Here is a 14585-nt window from a genome sequence, read left to right on the forward strand (position 1 = left end):
TCACCTGGCGCCGCACCAGCTTTTAACCACCGTTCCGTTAACGTTCCGGTCCAAGGCCTGCGATCCGGGGCGCCACACCCCTGCTATTGGGATTTGACGCGGGGGAAACAACCTCTGGATCATAGCCCCCTTCTCCATACACAACCGGATGGAACGTCCATGCTCTCAAGCTTCGATGGTCTCCGCTTCAGCCACTGGCACCCCGAGATCCGCGACGATGGCGTGGTGGTCCTCTCCCTTGATCGTCAGGACAGCAGTGTCAACGCAATGTCGCAGGATGTCCTGCTGGAGCTGGGCGACCTGCTGGAGCGCATCGCCATGGACCCGCCCAAGGGCGTGGTGATCCAGTCGATCAAGAAGGCAGGCTTCATCGCCGGCGCCGACCTGAAGGAATTCCAGGAATTCGATCGCCGCGGCACCGTCAACGACGCCATCCGTCGTGGCCAGTCGACCTACCAGAAGCTGGCCGAACTACCCTGCCCGACCGTGGCCGCCATCCATGGCCATTGCCTGGGCGGCGGCACCGAGCTGGCCCTGGCCTGTCGCTACCGCGTCGCGTCCAATGACAGTTCCACCCGCATCGGACTGCCGGAAACCCAGCTGGGCATCTTCCCGGGCTGGGGTGGCAGCGCGCGCCTGCCGCAGCTGGTCGGCGCGCCCGCTGCGATGGACATGATGCTGACCGGACGCACGCTGTCGGCCTCGGCCGCACGCGGCATCGGCCTGGTCGACAAGGTGGTGGCACCGGCCGTAGTACTCGACACCGCCGTGGCGCTGACCTTGTCCGGCACCACCCGCCCGTTCAAGCAGCGTGCGACGGCGTGGGCAACCAATACCTGGCTTGCACGCCAGCTGCTGGCCCCGCAGATGGTCAAGCAGGTCGCGCGCAAGGCGAAGAAGGACCAGTACCCGGCGCCGTATGCGTTGATCAACACCTGGCAGCGCAGCGGCGGCAAGCCGGTGCAGGCACGCCTGGATGCCGAACGACGCGCGGTGGTGAAGCTGGCCAGCACACCGACCGCACGCAACCTGATCCGCATCTTCTTCCTGACCGAACGCCTGAAGGGCCTCGGTGGTGGTGATTCCGGCATCCGCCACGTGCACGTGGTCGGTGCCGGTGTGATGGGCGGTGACATCGCCGCGTGGGCGGCCTACAAGGGCTTCGACGTGACCCTGCAGGACCGCGAGCAGCGCTTCATCGACCCGGCCATGGAACGCGCGCAGGCGCTGTTCGCCAAGAAGGTGCGTGACGAGAGCAAGCGCCCGGCCGTCGCCGCGCGCCTGCGTGCCGATCTGGAAGGCAACGGCGTGGCGCAGGCCGATCTGGTGATCGAAGCGATCATCGAGAACCCGGAAGCCAAGCGTGCGCTGTACCAGACGCTGGAGCCGAAGATGAAGCTCGACGCGTTGCTGACCACCAACACCTCGTCGATTCCGCTGGTGGAACTGCGCGATCACATCCAGCGTCCGGCGCAGTTCGCCGGCCTGCATTACTTCAACCCGGTGGCACAGATGCCGCTGGTGGAGATCATTCATCACGATGGCATGGCCGCTGAAACCGAGCGTCGCCTGGCAGCCTTCTGCAAGGCGCTGGGCAAGTTCCCGGTGCCGGTGGCCGGCACTCCCGGTTTCCTGGTCAACCGCGTGCTGTTCCCGTACATGCTGGAAGCGGCCACCGCATACGCTGAAGGCATTCCGGGCCCGGTGATCGACAAGGCGGCGGTGAAGTTCGGCATGCCGATGGGCCCGATTGAACTGATCGACACCGTGGGCCTGGACGTGGCTGCTGGCGTGGGCAAGGAACTGGCTCCATTCCTGGGCCTGCAGATTCCGGCGGCGCTGCAGACGGTGGAACCGGACAAGCGCGGCAAGAAGGATGGCCAGGGCATCTACACCTGGGAAAACGGCCGGGCCAAGAAGCCGGACGTAGCGCGCGACTACCAGGCGCCTGCCGATCTGGAAGATCGCTTGATCCTGCCGCTGTTGAACGAGGCCGTGGCGTGCCTGCACGAGGGCGTGGTGGCCGACGCGGACCTGCTGGACGCGGGCGTGATCTTCGGTACCGGTTTCGCACCGTTCCGCGGCGGTCCGATCCAGCACATCCGTGCAGTCGGTGCCGATGCACTGGTGGAACGCCTGAAGGCGTTGCAGCAGCGTCACGGCGACCGCTTCGCACCGCGCCCGGGCTGGGACAACCCGCTTCTGCGCGAACCGGTGGTTTGATCGGCCGGGCCTGCGGCCCGGCACCCGCAGAGGCAACGTCAAGTTCCACAGCAGAAGCCAGAGCCAAAGCGGCTCTGGCTTTTCTGTTTGTTGGGCGGGGCGGTGTCGGGTTGCGGGGACGCCGTAAACCCATCCTTGAAGTGACCCCCGGAAGTTGGACACCCCGTCCAACTCCGAGGATTTCATGAATAGGTATGACGCGCGCTTCAAACTTCAGGTCGCCAAGGAGGCCTGCAAGACCTCCACATCCGTCAAGGCGGTGGCCCGTCGCCACGGTCTGGAGTTTTCGACGGTCCGGCGTTGGGCAGCGACCTACCGGCTGCATGGTTGGCGTGGGTTTCACCGCAAAGTCCGGTCCTACGATCTCCAGTTCAAGCTGGATGTCCTTGAAAAGATGCGTCAAGAAGGGATGTCTGGGCGCGAGGCCACGACCTATTTCCAGATCGGAGATGCCGGCGCGGTGGGGCAATGGCAACGGCTGTATGCTGACGGTGGCGCCCAAGCGTTGGCGCCGCCACCATTACCGCCCCCAAAGCCGATGAAGAAGACCCGCTCGTCCAAGCCAGCCGAGGACATGAGCCGCGATGAGCTCCTTAAGGAAGTAGCCTACCTGCGTGCGGAGACGGCCTACTTAAAAAAGCTCGATGCCTTGATCCAGGAAGAGCAGGCGGCACAGCGCACAAAGCGCAAGCCGTCCAAGGATTGAGGCAGGCCCACTCCCTGCCGCTTTTGCTCGAGGCGGCCGAGTTGTCGCGCAGCACGTTCTATTACCAGGTTCATGCCTTGGCCCATCCTGATGAGGGCGAGGTGGAACTGCGTGAGCGCATCCGCGCGATTTACGACGAAAGCCAAGGGCGCTATGGCTACCGCCGCATAACACTGGAACTGGCCAATCGGGGCGAGGCGATCAACCACAAGCGGGTGCAGCGCCTGATGGCCGAGCTGGGCCTGCAGTCGCGCGTACGCATCAAGCGCTACCGCGCGTTCAAGGGCACAGCCAATGTCGTGGTTCCCAACGAACTGGACCGTCAGTTTGAAGCCGAAATTCCCAACCAGAAGTGGGTGACCGATGTAACCGAGTTCAAAGTGCAGGGCATGAAGCTCTATCTTTCGCCGATCATGGACCTCTACAACGGCGAAATCGTGGCCTACCAGATGAAGCGTCGGCCGGTGTTCGATCTGGTGGGTCAGATGCTGGATCAGGCGATCAAAAAGCTCTCACCCGAAGATCGACCGATGATCCACTCTGACCAGGGATGGCACTACCAGCACGAGAACTACCGGCACAAGCTCGAGAGGCGCGGCCTGAAACAAAGCATGTCCCGACGTGGCAACTGCCTGGACAACGCGGCCATGGAGAGTTTCTTCGGGACACTGAAGTCGGAATTTTTCTACCTGAACAGCTTTGACAGTATCGAAAGCCTGGAAGCGGGCCTGGTTGAGTACATCAGGTACTACAACGAAGACCGCATCAAGCTGAAGTTGAAGGGCATGAGCCCGGTAAAGTACCGGGAACAGGCCAAGCTGGCCGCCTGACCGCCCAACTGTCCAGCTTTTGGGGGTCACTTCACCTTGGGGGCTTGGCCGCGGCATCCATGCCGCGGACACCCCGCAACCCGACACCGCCCCACCCCTGACAGTTTCCCGGTGACGGTCAGTGAACTGCGATTGCTGGTAGGTGTCGACCTTGGTCGACACGCTTGATCCACGCCATGCGTGGATGCGAGCGAAGCGACCAGCGTTTGATTTTGATTTTCTTTTTTCTTCTCCGTGGCTGGACGGCACACGGAAACTGTCAGAGGCCGGGCGGGTGGGTTGCGCAGGGGCGTGAGCCGCATGGATGCGGCGCCCGAGCTTACAGGGACGTACTTGCAGCGCCCCCTGCGCAACCCACCCGCCCGGCCAAGCGCGGCTTCTGCTTTTGCCTTCAGCGACCAACCACCAGCCACGAGAGGCTGCGCCGTTGGCTGGAACAACCTGTTACCCGAACGGGGAATGTCACCCTCACGACAGCATGCGATGCTGACCACCTTGATCCCTGCCAGCGAGAACGCCCGCATGACCACCATCATCGCCCCGCGCGTGCACGACATCGGCGGCCTGGAAGTACGCCGGGCAGTGCCCACCCTGCAGGCCCGCAGCATTGGTTCGTTCGTGTTCGTCGACCAGATGGGCCCGGCACTCATGCACCCCGGTACGGCCATCGACGTGCGCCCCCACCCGCATATCGGCCTGGCCACCGTCACCTATCTGTGGTCGGGCGCCATCGGCCACCGCGACACGCTGGGTTCGGACCAGGTGATCCGTCCCGGTGACGTCAACTGGATGACCGCCGGCCGCGGCATCGCCCATTCCGAGCGCACGCCGCAACCGGACCGCGACCATGACAACCCGATCCACGGCATGCAGACCTGGGTCGCGTTGCCGAAGTCGCATGAGGAAATCGAACCGGCGTTCTACCACCATGCTGCCGCCACGCTGCCCGAGCAGCGTCGCAACGGCGCCTGGCTGCGAGTGATCGCCGGACGCGCCTATGGCGAGGAGTCGCCGGTAAAGGTGTTCGCCGACACCCTCAATGTAGCGATCGACCTCGACCCCGATGCAGAGATCGACATCGATGATGGCCACCGCGAGCGTGCGCTGTACATCCTCGAAGGCCAAGCGCAGCTGGACGGCGTGGACATTCCCGCCCAGCACCTGGTGATTCCCGAAGCCGGTGCGCGCGGCCGCCTGCGCGCAAAGACGCCGGTGAAGGCGATGCTGTTCGGCGGCGAGCCGCTGGATGGCCCGCGCCATCTGTGGTGGAACTTCGTTTCCAGTTCGAAGGAACGCATCGAGCAGGCCAAGCACGACTGGGAAGCCGGGCGTTTCGGCACCATTCCCGGCGACGACAAGGAATTCATTCCCCTGCCCGAGCATTGAGCATCGCGTGTTGCACACATCCAAAGGTGTATCCCTGCACCCGGCGTTGACACTACAGTCACCCGCTGATCACTGAAATGTGACATAAATCACAATTTAGACCGTCAAAGGAGTGCAACACATGAGCATGGGTAAACGCTTGTCCGCCGAGTTCCTCGGCACGTTCTGGCTGGTACTGGGTGGCTGTGGCAGTGCGGTGCTGGCCGCCAAGTTCGGTGGCGATGGCAATCCTCTGGGTATCGGTTTCCTCGGCGTGGCCCTCGCCTTCGGCCTGACCGTGGTGACCGGCGCCTACGCGTTCGGCCATATCTCCGGCGCGCACTTCAATCCTGCGGTCAGCGTGGGCCTGTGGGCCGGCGGCCGCTTCCCGACCAAGGATTTGGTGCCCTACATCATCGCCCAGGTGGCCGGCGGCCTGCTGGCCGGCTTCATCCTGTTGCAGATTGCCTCCGGCGCCAGCGGCTTCGCCATTGATGGCAGCCAGGCCGGTGCATTCGCCAGCAACGGCTATGGCGCGCTGTCGCCCGGTGGCTACAGTGTGGCGGCCGCGTTCCTGTGCGAAGTGGTGCTCACGGCGGTGTTCCTGATCGTGATCATGGGCGCGACCCATGGGAAGGCTCCGGCAGGCTTCGCGCCACTGGCCATCGGCCTGGCCCTGACCCTGATCCACCTGATCAGCATCCCGGTCACCAATACCTCGGTGAACCCGGCCCGCTCCACGGCGGTGGCTTTCTTTGCCGGCAGTGGCGCCACCGGCCAGCTGTGGCTGTTCTGGGTCGCCCCGCTGCTGGGCGGTGCTAGCGGCGGCATCATCTACAAGTGGATCGGCAACGACCGCTGAGCCGTGACCGTGCCATTGCGGCCGACCTTCGGCCGCAATGGTTGCGGATGTAACCGCGATTTGTGCGATCGCTCACGTTCCGTTAAGGTCTGGTCATCCGCCCGCGCTTGTGCCGGGCAGGACGGCATCCGGGGATGGGATGCCTCGACCGCCGGTGACACCGGCGGTGCCAACGACACGCCACCTTGGGGGATGCATGAAGTTCGCGCCTGTTGTTTTGTCGAGCCTGTTGTTCGTTGCGGCATCTGCCTTCGCGCAGGCCCCGGTCGACTGTCCTTCGTTGCCCGCGAGCAGCGGCCTGCAATGGCAGCAGCAGGCACAGTCCGGTTTCCTGGTCTGCCGCGCAGCTACCAGTGATGGTCGCGAAGTGTTGAGCCTGATGCTCAGCCAGCGCGATCCGGGCATTCCACTGACCCGCTCGCTGCGCCAGGAAAAGGGCAGCTTTGCCGGTGAATCGATGTACTGGTATCAGCCGGATCTGGGCGGCCAGCAGCCGCCGGGCTATGCCGAGCGCCGCATCAGCGTGGTCAAGCTGGACAAGGGCCGCTACGCGCAGATCGCGCTGTATCCCGACAGCTCCCAGGAACTGGGCACATTGCAGCAGCTTGCGCAGGGCATGAACCTGACGCCCTCTGCCGTGGCCGACGGCCGCTGAGGGGCTGCGGGGATGACTGCCTTGCAGCGTCCCCGCAGGATCCGGCACGCCGGGCATCCGCCGGGCATGGCCCGGCGCTGCCCCTCAGAACCTGCCTTCCTGGAAATCAACAAACGCCTGCATCAGTTCTTCGCGTGTGTTCATCACGAACGGGCCATGACGCATCACCGGCTCGCGCAGTGGACGACCCGCCACCAGGATCAACCGTGCGCCGTCAGCACCTGCCGACAGATGCAGCTGCTCGCCGCCGCCCAGCACCGCCAGTTCCTGCCGCGCCACGTCGCGCGCAGCATCCTGCTCACCCACCGTCAGCCCGCCTTCGAACACATAGACGAACGCGTTGTGGCCTTCCGGCAGCAGATAGGTCCAGGCACGGTCGGCGGCCAGTTCGATATCCAGGTACAGCGGGTCAGTAGCCGGCTGTGCGATCGGGCCCACCGTGCCCTCGACCGTGCCGGCGATCACCTTGACCTGCACGCCTTCGGCCGGGCCTACCACCGGAATCTTCTCTGGAGCGAATTCCTGGTACTTCGGCGCGGTCATCTTGTCGCGCGCCGGCAGGTTCACCCACAACTGGAAGCCGCGCATGTGCCCGCTTTCCTGCTCGGGCATCTCCGAATGCACCAGGCCACGGCCGGCGGTCATCCACTGCACGCTGCCCGGGGTCAGCAGGCCTTCGTTGCCGTGATTGTCGCGATGCCGCATGCGGCCATCGAGCATGTAGGTAACGGTCTCGAAACCACGATGCGGATGCTCGGGGAAACCAGCGATGTAGTCCTCGGCGCGATCGGTACCGAATTCATCGAGCAGCAGGAACGGATCGAGGTCGGGCAGCGACGGACCGCCGATGACCCGGGTCAGGCGAACACCGGCACCGTCGGAGGTGGGCATGCCACGGATGGTGCGCAGGACGCGGACCGGCTCGGGAAGGCTCATGGTGACTCCTGTTGGATGGATGCCAGTAAAAATGGACGCTGCAGCGCGCAACGCCAATGGATGCCGTCGCAACCGATTGTTCCATCCCTGGTGTTCGCCGCATGTCATGTCCGCACGCCGGCACCGCCTGCGTTGTGGGCAGCGAGGGAACATCGCCACCTGCCACACCCATGTACGACCAAAGTACTACCGCTGAATGGTCCCGTGCACATTGACCCTGCCAGGGGCACGCGGGACTCTTTGCCTGTCTTTCCGGGAGAGAGCACCTCATGAAAGGTTTTTCCAAAATAGGCTGGGCGGCGCTCGCCCTGCTCGGCGCGTTCTGCCTGGGTACGGTGGCGCTTCGACGCGGTGAGCACATCAATGCGTTGTGGATCGTGGTGGCGGCGGTATCGCTGTACCTGGTCGCCTACCGCTTCTACAGCCTGTTCATCGCCGACAAGGTGATGCAGATCGATCCGAGCCGGGCCACCCCGGCGGTGATCAACAACGATGGCTTGGACTACGTACCCACCAACAAGCACGTGCTGTTCGGCCACCACTTCGCCGCCATTGCCGGTGCCGGCCCGCTGGTCGGCCCGGTGCTGGCCGCGCAGATGGGCTACCTGCCCGGCCTGCTATGGCTGGTGGTCGGTGTGGTGCTGGCCGGCGCGGTGCAGGACTTCATGGTCCTGTTCCTGTCGAGCCGCCGCAACGGCCGCTCACTGGGTGACCTGGTGCGCGAGGAGATGGGCCAGGTGCCCGGCACCATCGCGTTGTTCGGTGCCTTCCTGATCATGATCATCATCCTGGCTGTGCTGGCGATGGTGGTGGTCAAGGCACTGGCGGAAAGTCCGTGGGGCATGTTCACGGTGATTGCCACGATGCCCATCGCGATCCTGATGGGCGTCTACATGCGCTACATCCGGCCAGGCAAGATCGGTGAGATCTCGGTGGTGGGCCTGGTGCTGCTGCTCGCCGCGATCTGGTTCGGTGGCAAGGTGGCCGCAGACCCGACCTGGGGCCCGGCCTTCACCTTCACCGGCACCCAGATCACCTGGATGCTGATCGGCTACGGCTTCGTCGCCTCGGTGCTGCCGGTCTGGCTGCTGCTGGCCCCACGCGATTACCTGTCGACCTTCCTGAAGATCGGCACGATCATCGCGCTGGCCATCGGCATCCTGGTGGTGATGCCGGAACTGAAGATGCCGGCACTCACCCAGTTCGCTGCCAGCGGCGACGGCCCGGTGTGGAAGGGCGGGATGTTCCCGTTCCTGTTCATCACCATCGCCTGCGGCGCGGTGTCAGGCTTCCATGCACTGATTTCTTCGGGTACCACACCGAAGCTGCTGGCCAACGAAGCGCACATGCGCTACATCGGCTACGGCGGCATGCTGATGGAATCGTTCGTGGCCGTGATGGCGCTGGTGGCCGCTTCGATCATCGATCCGGGCATCTACTTCGCGATGAACAGCCCGGCAGCCGTGATCGGTACCGATGCAGCGTCGGCCGCGCACTACATCACCAACACCTGGGGCTTCACCATCACCCCCGAACAGCTGACCGCCACGGCGGCAGCGATCGGTGAACCGACCATCCTGCACCGTGCCGGTGGTGCACCCACCCTGGCGGTGGGTATCGCGCAGATCCTGCATGAGGCGATTCCCAGCAGCAGCGACGCGATGATGGCGTTCTGGTACCACTTCGCCATCCTGTTCGAAGCACTGTTCATCCTCACCGCTGTGGATGCGGGCACCCGTGCCGGTCGCTTCATGCTGCAGGACCTGCTCGGCAACTTCATTCCTGCACTGAAGAAGACCGAGTCGTGGACCGCCAACATCATCGGTACGGCCGGCTGCGTGGCGCTGTGGGGTTACCTGCTGTACACCGGCGTGGTCGATCCGTTCGGCGGCATCCAGACGTTGTGGCCGTTGTTCGGCATCTCCAACCAGATGCTGGCGGGCATCGCGTTGATGCTGGGTACGGTGGTGCTGTTCAAGATGAAGCGTGACCGTTACGCGTGGGTCACTGCGCTGCCTGCGGTGTGGCTGTTGATCTGCACCACCTACGCCGGTTTCATCAAGATCTTCGACAGCAATCCGGCGCAGGGCTTCCTGGCCCAGGCACACAAGTTCCAGGACGCCCTGGCCAGCGGCACCATCACCGCACCGGCCAAGTCGGTGGCACAGATGCAGCAGATCGTGGTCAACGCCTATGTCAACACCGGTCTGACCGCGTTGTTCCTGCTGGTGGTGGCGTCGGTGCTGGTGTATTCGATCAAGACGATCGTGGCGGCGCGCCGCAATCCGCAGCGCAGCGACCGCGAGACCCCGTACGTGGCGCTGAAGCCGCATGAAATGGTGGACCTGTAATGAGTACACAACTGGTTCCGGTGGGGCAGTACCAGGCGCATCGCCGGATCTGGCGACGCTTGGTGCAGACGGCGCGCCTGTGCTGCGGCATTCCCGACTACGACAACTATGTGCGGCATGTCCGGGAGAAGCATCCGGACCGTGAGCCGATGGACTACAAGACGTTCTTCCGCGAGCGGCAGGAAGCGCGGTATGGCGGGCGCAACGGCGGTCGCTGCTGTTGAGGTTCTCGGTGGGCGCCGGGCTTGCAGCCCGGCGCCCGCAGAAGCGACGGCAACGGCAACTGCAACTGCAACGGCCGAAGCGTCGGCTCTGGGTTTCTGTGGGATTGGCGGGGCGGTGTGGGCTTGCAGGACACGCCGTAAACCCTTCCATGGGGGCTCGATGGCGCCATCCATGGCGCCAACGGTCCTGCAAGCCCACACCGCCCCACCTTTGACAGATTTCCGCTGACGGTGCGAAACATCTGGGGTCGGCTCCGTTTTCCTTGGAAAACGGAGCCGACCCCTTCTTTGTTCATGGATACCGATGGAATTGATTCACGCATGGCGTGGATCCAGCAGATCGCGGAAAACTGTCGGAGGCGGGGTGGGGCCGGTTGCGGGGGCGTGAGCGCCATGGATGGCGCGACCGAGGCTACATGGACGTACTTGCGCCGTCCCCCGCAACCGGACCCACCCCGCCATCACACGGAATGCCCGCTGTTGCTGTTGCTGTATGAGGTTGCCGGCCAGCGGCCGATACTACCGCGGGTGCCGGGCGCCGCCCGGCTGGACCACTCAGCCGTTGGCCATCCACTTCAGGATCAACCCGGTCACGTACGCCAGTCCGGTACCGGTGGCATAACCGACCGTGCCGAGCAGCACGCCCACCGGCGCCAGCGTCGGGTGGAACGCCGCCGCCACCACCGGTGCCGACGCTGCAGCACCGATGTTGCCCTGCGAACCAATCGCGAAGAAGAACAGCGGGGCACGCACCAGCTTGGCCACGATCCACAGCACCAGCACGTGGGTGGCCATCCAGATTGCCCCCAGCAGGAACAGCCACGGACGATCCAGCAGCGACAACAGGTTCATCTGCATGCCGATGCAGGCGATCAGGAAATACAGGAACACGGTACCCAGGCGCGAGGCGCCTGCCGCTTCCAGCCGTCGTGCACGGGTGAAGCTGAGGGTCAGGCCCATCGCGGTGGACAACAGGATCACCCACACGAACTGACTGTCGAGACTGAACTGGCTGGCCCAGCTGACATTGGCCTTGAACCAGCCCGACAGCGGTGCGGCGATGGCATGGGCCAGGCCGACGGCACCCAGTGCCACACCGACAATCACCATCAGGTCGGTCATGCTGGGAATGCGCGCGTTCTGTGCCTCGTAGGCGCTGATACGCGCCTTCATCTCATCGATGGCGCGCGTGTCGGCGCCATTGCGGGCATCGATCTGCTGGGCGCGGTTGGCCATGAACAGCAGGATCGCCATCCACAGGCTGGCGCACGCCACGTCGACCACTGCGAACTGGCCGAAGGTGGTGGCATCGGTGCCGAACACTTCGCGCATGGCGACCATGTTGGCGCCACCGCCGATCCAACTGCCCGCCAATGCCGCCATTCCGGCCCAGGTGTCACCGGCGACTGTTTCCGGGTGGATCAGCTTCATCACCTGGAAGGAGACGATGGCACCGAGCATGATGCCTGCAGTGCCGGCACTGAACACCAGCAGCAGCTTCGGTCCAAGCTTGGCGATGCCCTTCAGGTCGATCGACAGGGTCAGCAGGACCAGTGCCGCCGGCAGCAGCACATCACGTGCGACCGGGTTGTACAGCGAGGTGTTGTGGCCATCGATGACACCGGCGGTGTTGTAGATGGCGGGGATGAAATAGCACAGCAGGAGTGCAGGTACCCAGGCGAAGATCTTCTTCAGCAGGGGCGTCGGGCCGCTGGCAGACCAGAAAATCAGGGCGAGAGTGGCGGCGATCAGACCAAGGCCAACGATGTCGTTGCTGATCAGGGCAGTAGCGGGTTCGGTCGGCATGGGATCCTCTGTCGATCGAAAGAGCGGGAAATAAAAACGCCGCATGAGGCGGCGCAAGTCGAGATTAACATTGTCTTCACGCAGGGTCATGCTTCGCTGCTTGCGGCACGACGCGGGCCCGCCGAGAATCGCGGCATCGCCCTCCCGGCCTCATCCATGCAACTTGGTGCTTTCTCGGTCAGCCTGTCGGTGAAGGATCTGGCCACCTCACACGCGTTCTATGAGGCGCTCGGGTTCTCGGTGACCGGTGGTGATGCGGCGCAGAACTGGCTGGTACTGCGCAACAACGGCATCGTGGTCGGCCTGTTCCAGGGCATGTTCGAGGGCAACCTGTTGACCTTCAATCCTGGCTGGGACCAGCACAAGCAGGAACTGGCATCCTTCCAGGACGTACGCGAGATACAGGCAGAACTGGATGCCAAGGGCATTGCGCTCACTGCACGTGCCGATCCCGATGGCGCAGGTCCCGCCTATCTGCAATTGGCCGATCCGGATGGCAACGTGATCCTGATCGACCAGCATGTGGCGCGGCCAACGGGGCGGTGACGCGGCCAGCGTGCCAACCAAGGTTGGCACCTACCAGAACGCACGCGGCCATTGCTTGGTAGGCGTCGACCTTGGTCGACGGACAGGTCAGCCTGGCCGCGATGTACCAAAATCGAGGGTGGCCCGCGTACCGCGCGGCTTGCAGGGCTGCAGCTGCAGGGTCCAGCCCAGGTGCTCGCACAGCCGCGCGATCAGTTCCAGGCCGATGCCGCCGCGATCGCCACGCTCACCGCGTGCCATCCGCGCGTGGATCGCGGCGATTTCCTCCGGGCTCATGCCGTGGCCGGGATCCTGCAGGGTCAATACCGCTGCCGAGGTCAGGCGCAGCTCGATATGACCGCGGCCGCTGTTCTCGATCGCATTGCGCAGCAGGTTGCCGATCGCTGCCTGCACCACGGCCAGAGGTGCGACGATGTCCACCGGCGCCGCCTGGATACCGATGCTCAGGTCCTTATCGCCCAGCAGGTGGCGATGGTCATCGACGATCTCCGGCAGCAGCTGGTCCAGGGCGATGCGCTCGGCACGGGTAGCCAGACGCGCGGGATCACGCGCCAACACCAGCAACAACTCGATCAGCTGTTCGACACCCTGCGCGGTACGCAGTACGCGCTGCACCTGCTGGCGTGCGCGCTCAGGCAGGCCCGGCTGTTCCAGGGCCAGCTCGGCGGCACCGGTCATCACCGCGATCGGCGTGCGCAGTTCATGGCTTGCGGTGCTGATGAACACCCGCTCGCGCTCGACGAACTGCTCATTGCGGTCAAGGTAATCGTTCAGCGCATCGGCAATGGTATGCAGCTCGGAACTGCCGCGCGGATCGACGTCGATGCGCTGGCCCTGCACGCCTGGCCGCAGTGCACCGATGTGCTGGGCCAGCAGGCTCAGCGGGCGCACCATGCGCTCCATGCCGAACGAGGCCATCAACACGGTGACGAAGATCATGATGATGCCGGCGAGCATCACCCAGCGTGTGGCGAACTGTTCCAGGTCGTGGAAATCGGAGATGTCCAGGGCCAGCGCAACCCGTCCCATCGAACCGGTATCGCGCACCATCACCGCCGTCTCGCGCTCGCCGATCATCACCCCGTCATGCAACCCCGGATGCAGGGTGCGCAGGCTGGCGGGCATGTTGGCTTCATTGAAGCGGAACAGGCTGAGCGTATCCGAGTCCTGCCAGCGATAGTGCGGCTCGTGCTCGGTGTGATCGACAATGCTGTCCAGTTCCGAATTGAGCAGCGCACGCCACGCGGCGTGCTCGGCGTGTTCGTGCACGTAGTTGCCCACGCTGAACACCGCCAGCGAAATCAGCGCCAGGTAGCCCAACAGCCACCACACCACCCGCCGGTACAGCGGCCCGGGTTTACGCGCCATCGTCATCGTTCCGGGTGTCGGCATCTGCAGTGGACGCCAGCCGGTAGCCGACCCGCGGCAGGGTGTGGATCAGCTTGTCGGCAAACGGACCGTCCACGCTGCGCCGCAGCTCGTACACATGCGAGCGCAGCAGGTCGCCGTCCGGCGGTTCATCACCCCACAGGGCGAATTCCAGCTGCTGCCGGGTCACCGCACCCGGGCTGGCCCGCATCAGCACTTCCAGCAGCTTGCGGCAGGCCGGGTACAGGTGCAGCACTTGGCCAGCACGCTGCGCCTCCAGGGTCGCCAGGTCCAGCACCAGGTCGCCCACCTGCAGGCGCTTGCGCGGATTGCGGCCCTGCGCGCGCAGCAGCAGCGCCTCCAGGCGCACTTCCAGTTCCGGCAATGCGAACGGTTTGGTCAGGTAGTCATCCGCTCCGGCACGGAAGCCAGCGATCTTGTCCGGCAGCTCGTCGCGCGCGGTCAGCATGATCACCGGCACTTCCGACGCGTGCTCGGAGCGCAGCCGACGCAGCACCTCGGGGCCTTCCATGCGCGGCAGCATCCAGTCCAGGATCACCGCGTCGTACGGGTGGCTGCCGGCCAGGTGCAGGCCGGTGATGCCATCCGGGGCAACGTCCAGCACATGCCCGCGTGACTCGAAGTAGTCGAACAGGTTGGCCACCAGCTGACGGTTGTCCTCGATCACCAACAGGCGCATGCACGACACATCC

General features: G+C 64.5%; 12 protein-coding genes. 8 read left to right on the plus strand and 4 right to left on the minus strand.

The window, feature by feature from the left end; genetic code table 11:
• The first annotated feature begins 159 nt into the window (after positions 1 to 159).
• From ACEF39_RS15510 to ACEF39_RS15530, 5 genes are all read left to right on the plus strand, one after another.
• Complete coding sequence (locus ACEF39_RS15510) at positions 160 to 2223, plus strand: 3-hydroxyacyl-CoA dehydrogenase NAD-binding domain-containing protein (protein ID WP_500285687.1); 2064 nt, start codon at positions 160 to 162, stop codon at positions 2221 to 2223.
• A gap of 184 nt (positions 2224 to 2407) precedes the next feature.
• Positions 2408 to 3759, plus strand: a protein-coding gene (locus ACEF39_RS15515) for an IS3 family transposase (RefSeq protein ID WP_500285688.1) whose coding sequence is annotated in 2 segments (ribosomal slippage) — positions 2408 to 2864 and positions 2864 to 3759 — 1353 coding nt in all. Because the reading frame shifts where the segments join, the coding sequence is not laid out codon by codon here.
• 522 nt (positions 3760 to 4281) lie between these two features.
• Positions 4282 to 5145 carry a pirin family protein gene (locus ACEF39_RS15520; RefSeq protein ID WP_230113353.1) on the plus strand — a complete coding sequence of 288 codons (864 nt, stop codon included), beginning with the start codon at positions 4282 to 4284 and terminating at the stop codon, positions 5143 to 5145.
• A 121-nt stretch (positions 5146 to 5266) separates the two neighbouring features.
• A complete protein-coding gene (gene aqpZ, locus ACEF39_RS15525) occupies positions 5267 to 5986 on the plus strand; it encodes an aquaporin Z (RefSeq protein WP_500285689.1) in 720 nt (239 codons plus the stop codon).
• 196 nt (positions 5987 to 6182) lie between these two features.
• Positions 6183 to 6641: a hypothetical protein gene (locus tag ACEF39_RS15530; protein WP_500285690.1), complete on the plus strand. Its 459-nt coding sequence runs from the start codon at positions 6183 to 6185 to the stop codon at positions 6639 to 6641.
• 84 nt (positions 6642 to 6725) lie between these two features.
• On the opposite strand, the gene ACEF39_RS15535 is transcribed toward ACEF39_RS15530, so the two are convergent.
• Positions 6726 to 7577 (minus strand): pirin family protein, encoded by an 852-nt coding sequence (locus ACEF39_RS15535; RefSeq protein WP_500285691.1) that lies wholly within the window; start codon positions 7575 to 7577, stop codon positions 6726 to 6728.
• Between the two features lie 269 nt (positions 7578 to 7846).
• On the opposite strand from ACEF39_RS15535, the gene ACEF39_RS15540 reads away from it, so the two are divergent.
• Both ACEF39_RS15540 and ACEF39_RS15545 read left to right on the plus strand, forming a co-directional pair.
• Complete coding sequence (locus ACEF39_RS15540) at positions 7847 to 9928, plus strand: carbon starvation CstA family protein (RefSeq protein WP_500285692.1); 2082 nt, start codon at positions 7847 to 7849, stop codon at positions 9926 to 9928.
• On the plus strand, positions 9928 to 10152 hold the full coding sequence (locus ACEF39_RS15545) for a YbdD/YjiX family protein (RefSeq protein WP_025877091.1): 225 nt from the start codon (positions 9928 to 9930) through the stop codon (positions 10150 to 10152). Before ACEF39_RS15540 ends, ACEF39_RS15545 begins: the two co-directional genes overlap by 1 nt.
• A gap of 555 nt (positions 10153 to 10707) precedes the next feature.
• On the opposite strand, the gene ACEF39_RS15550 is transcribed toward ACEF39_RS15545, so the two are convergent.
• Positions 10708 to 11958 carry a DUF819 family protein gene (locus tag ACEF39_RS15550; protein ID WP_500285693.1) on the minus strand — a complete coding sequence of 417 codons (1251 nt, stop codon included), beginning with the start codon at positions 11956 to 11958 and terminating at the stop codon, positions 10708 to 10710.
• Positions 11959 to 12114: 156 nt separating this feature from the next.
• On the opposite strand from ACEF39_RS15550, the gene ACEF39_RS15555 reads away from it, so the two are divergent.
• Positions 12115 to 12504, plus strand: coding sequence for a VOC family protein (locus ACEF39_RS15555; RefSeq protein ID WP_500285694.1), 390 nt, complete (start codon positions 12115 to 12117; stop codon positions 12502 to 12504).
• Positions 12505 to 12591: 87 nt separating this feature from the next.
• Here ACEF39_RS15555 and ACEF39_RS15560 read toward each other — a convergent pair whose 3' ends face one another.
• Both ACEF39_RS15560 and ACEF39_RS15565 read right to left on the minus strand, forming a co-directional pair.
• Entirely contained in the window at positions 12592 to 13872 is a 1281-nt protein-coding gene (locus ACEF39_RS15560; RefSeq protein WP_500285695.1) for a sensor histidine kinase, read from the minus strand.
• The gene (locus tag ACEF39_RS15565; RefSeq protein ID WP_500285696.1) at positions 13862 to 14572 is read right to left on the minus strand and encodes a response regulator transcription factor; all 711 of its coding nucleotides are present in this window, start codon (positions 14570 to 14572) and stop codon (positions 13862 to 13864) included. The genes ACEF39_RS15560 and ACEF39_RS15565 overlap by 11 nt, the downstream gene beginning before the upstream one ends.
• Between the last annotated feature and the right edge of the window lie 13 nt (positions 14573 to 14585).

This window comes from Stenotrophomonas indicatrix (assembly GCA_041545745.1).
GTDB lineage: Bacteria > Pseudomonadota > Gammaproteobacteria > Xanthomonadales > Xanthomonadaceae > Stenotrophomonas > Stenotrophomonas indicatrix_A.

Coding starts and splice junctions, on each gene's coding strand:
- ACEF39_RS15550 (WP_500285693.1), bottom strand. CDS start 11,958: ATGCCGACCGAACCCGCTACTGCCCTGATCAGCAACGACATCGTTGGC.
- ACEF39_RS15540 (WP_500285692.1), top strand. CDS start 7,847: ATGAAAGGTTTTTCCAAAATAGGCTGGGCGGCGCTCGCCCTGCTCGGC.
- ACEF39_RS15535 (WP_500285691.1), bottom strand. CDS start 7,577: ATGAGCCTTCCCGAGCCGGTCCGCGTCCTGCGCACCATCCGTGGCATG.
- aqpZ (WP_500285689.1), top strand. CDS start 5,267: ATGAGCATGGGTAAACGCTTGTCCGCCGAGTTCCTCGGCACGTTCTGG.
- ACEF39_RS15545 (WP_025877091.1), top strand. CDS start 9,928: ATGAGTACACAACTGGTTCCGGTGGGGCAGTACCAGGCGCATCGCCGG.
- ACEF39_RS15530 (WP_500285690.1), top strand. CDS start 6,183: ATGAAGTTCGCGCCTGTTGTTTTGTCGAGCCTGTTGTTCGTTGCGGCA.
- ACEF39_RS15560 (WP_500285695.1), bottom strand. CDS start 13,872: ATGGCGCGTAAACCCGGGCCGCTGTACCGGCGGGTGGTGTGGTGGCTG.
- ACEF39_RS15565 (WP_500285696.1), bottom strand. CDS start 14,572: ATGCGCCTGTTGGTGATCGAGGACAACCGTCAGCTGGTGGCCAACCTG.
- ACEF39_RS15510 (WP_500285687.1), top strand. CDS start 160: ATGCTCTCAAGCTTCGATGGTCTCCGCTTCAGCCACTGGCACCCCGAG.
- ACEF39_RS15555 (WP_500285694.1), top strand. CDS start 12,115: ATGCAACTTGGTGCTTTCTCGGTCAGCCTGTCGGTGAAGGATCTGGCC.
- ACEF39_RS15520 (WP_230113353.1), top strand. CDS start 4,282: ATGACCACCATCATCGCCCCGCGCGTGCACGACATCGGCGGCCTGGAA.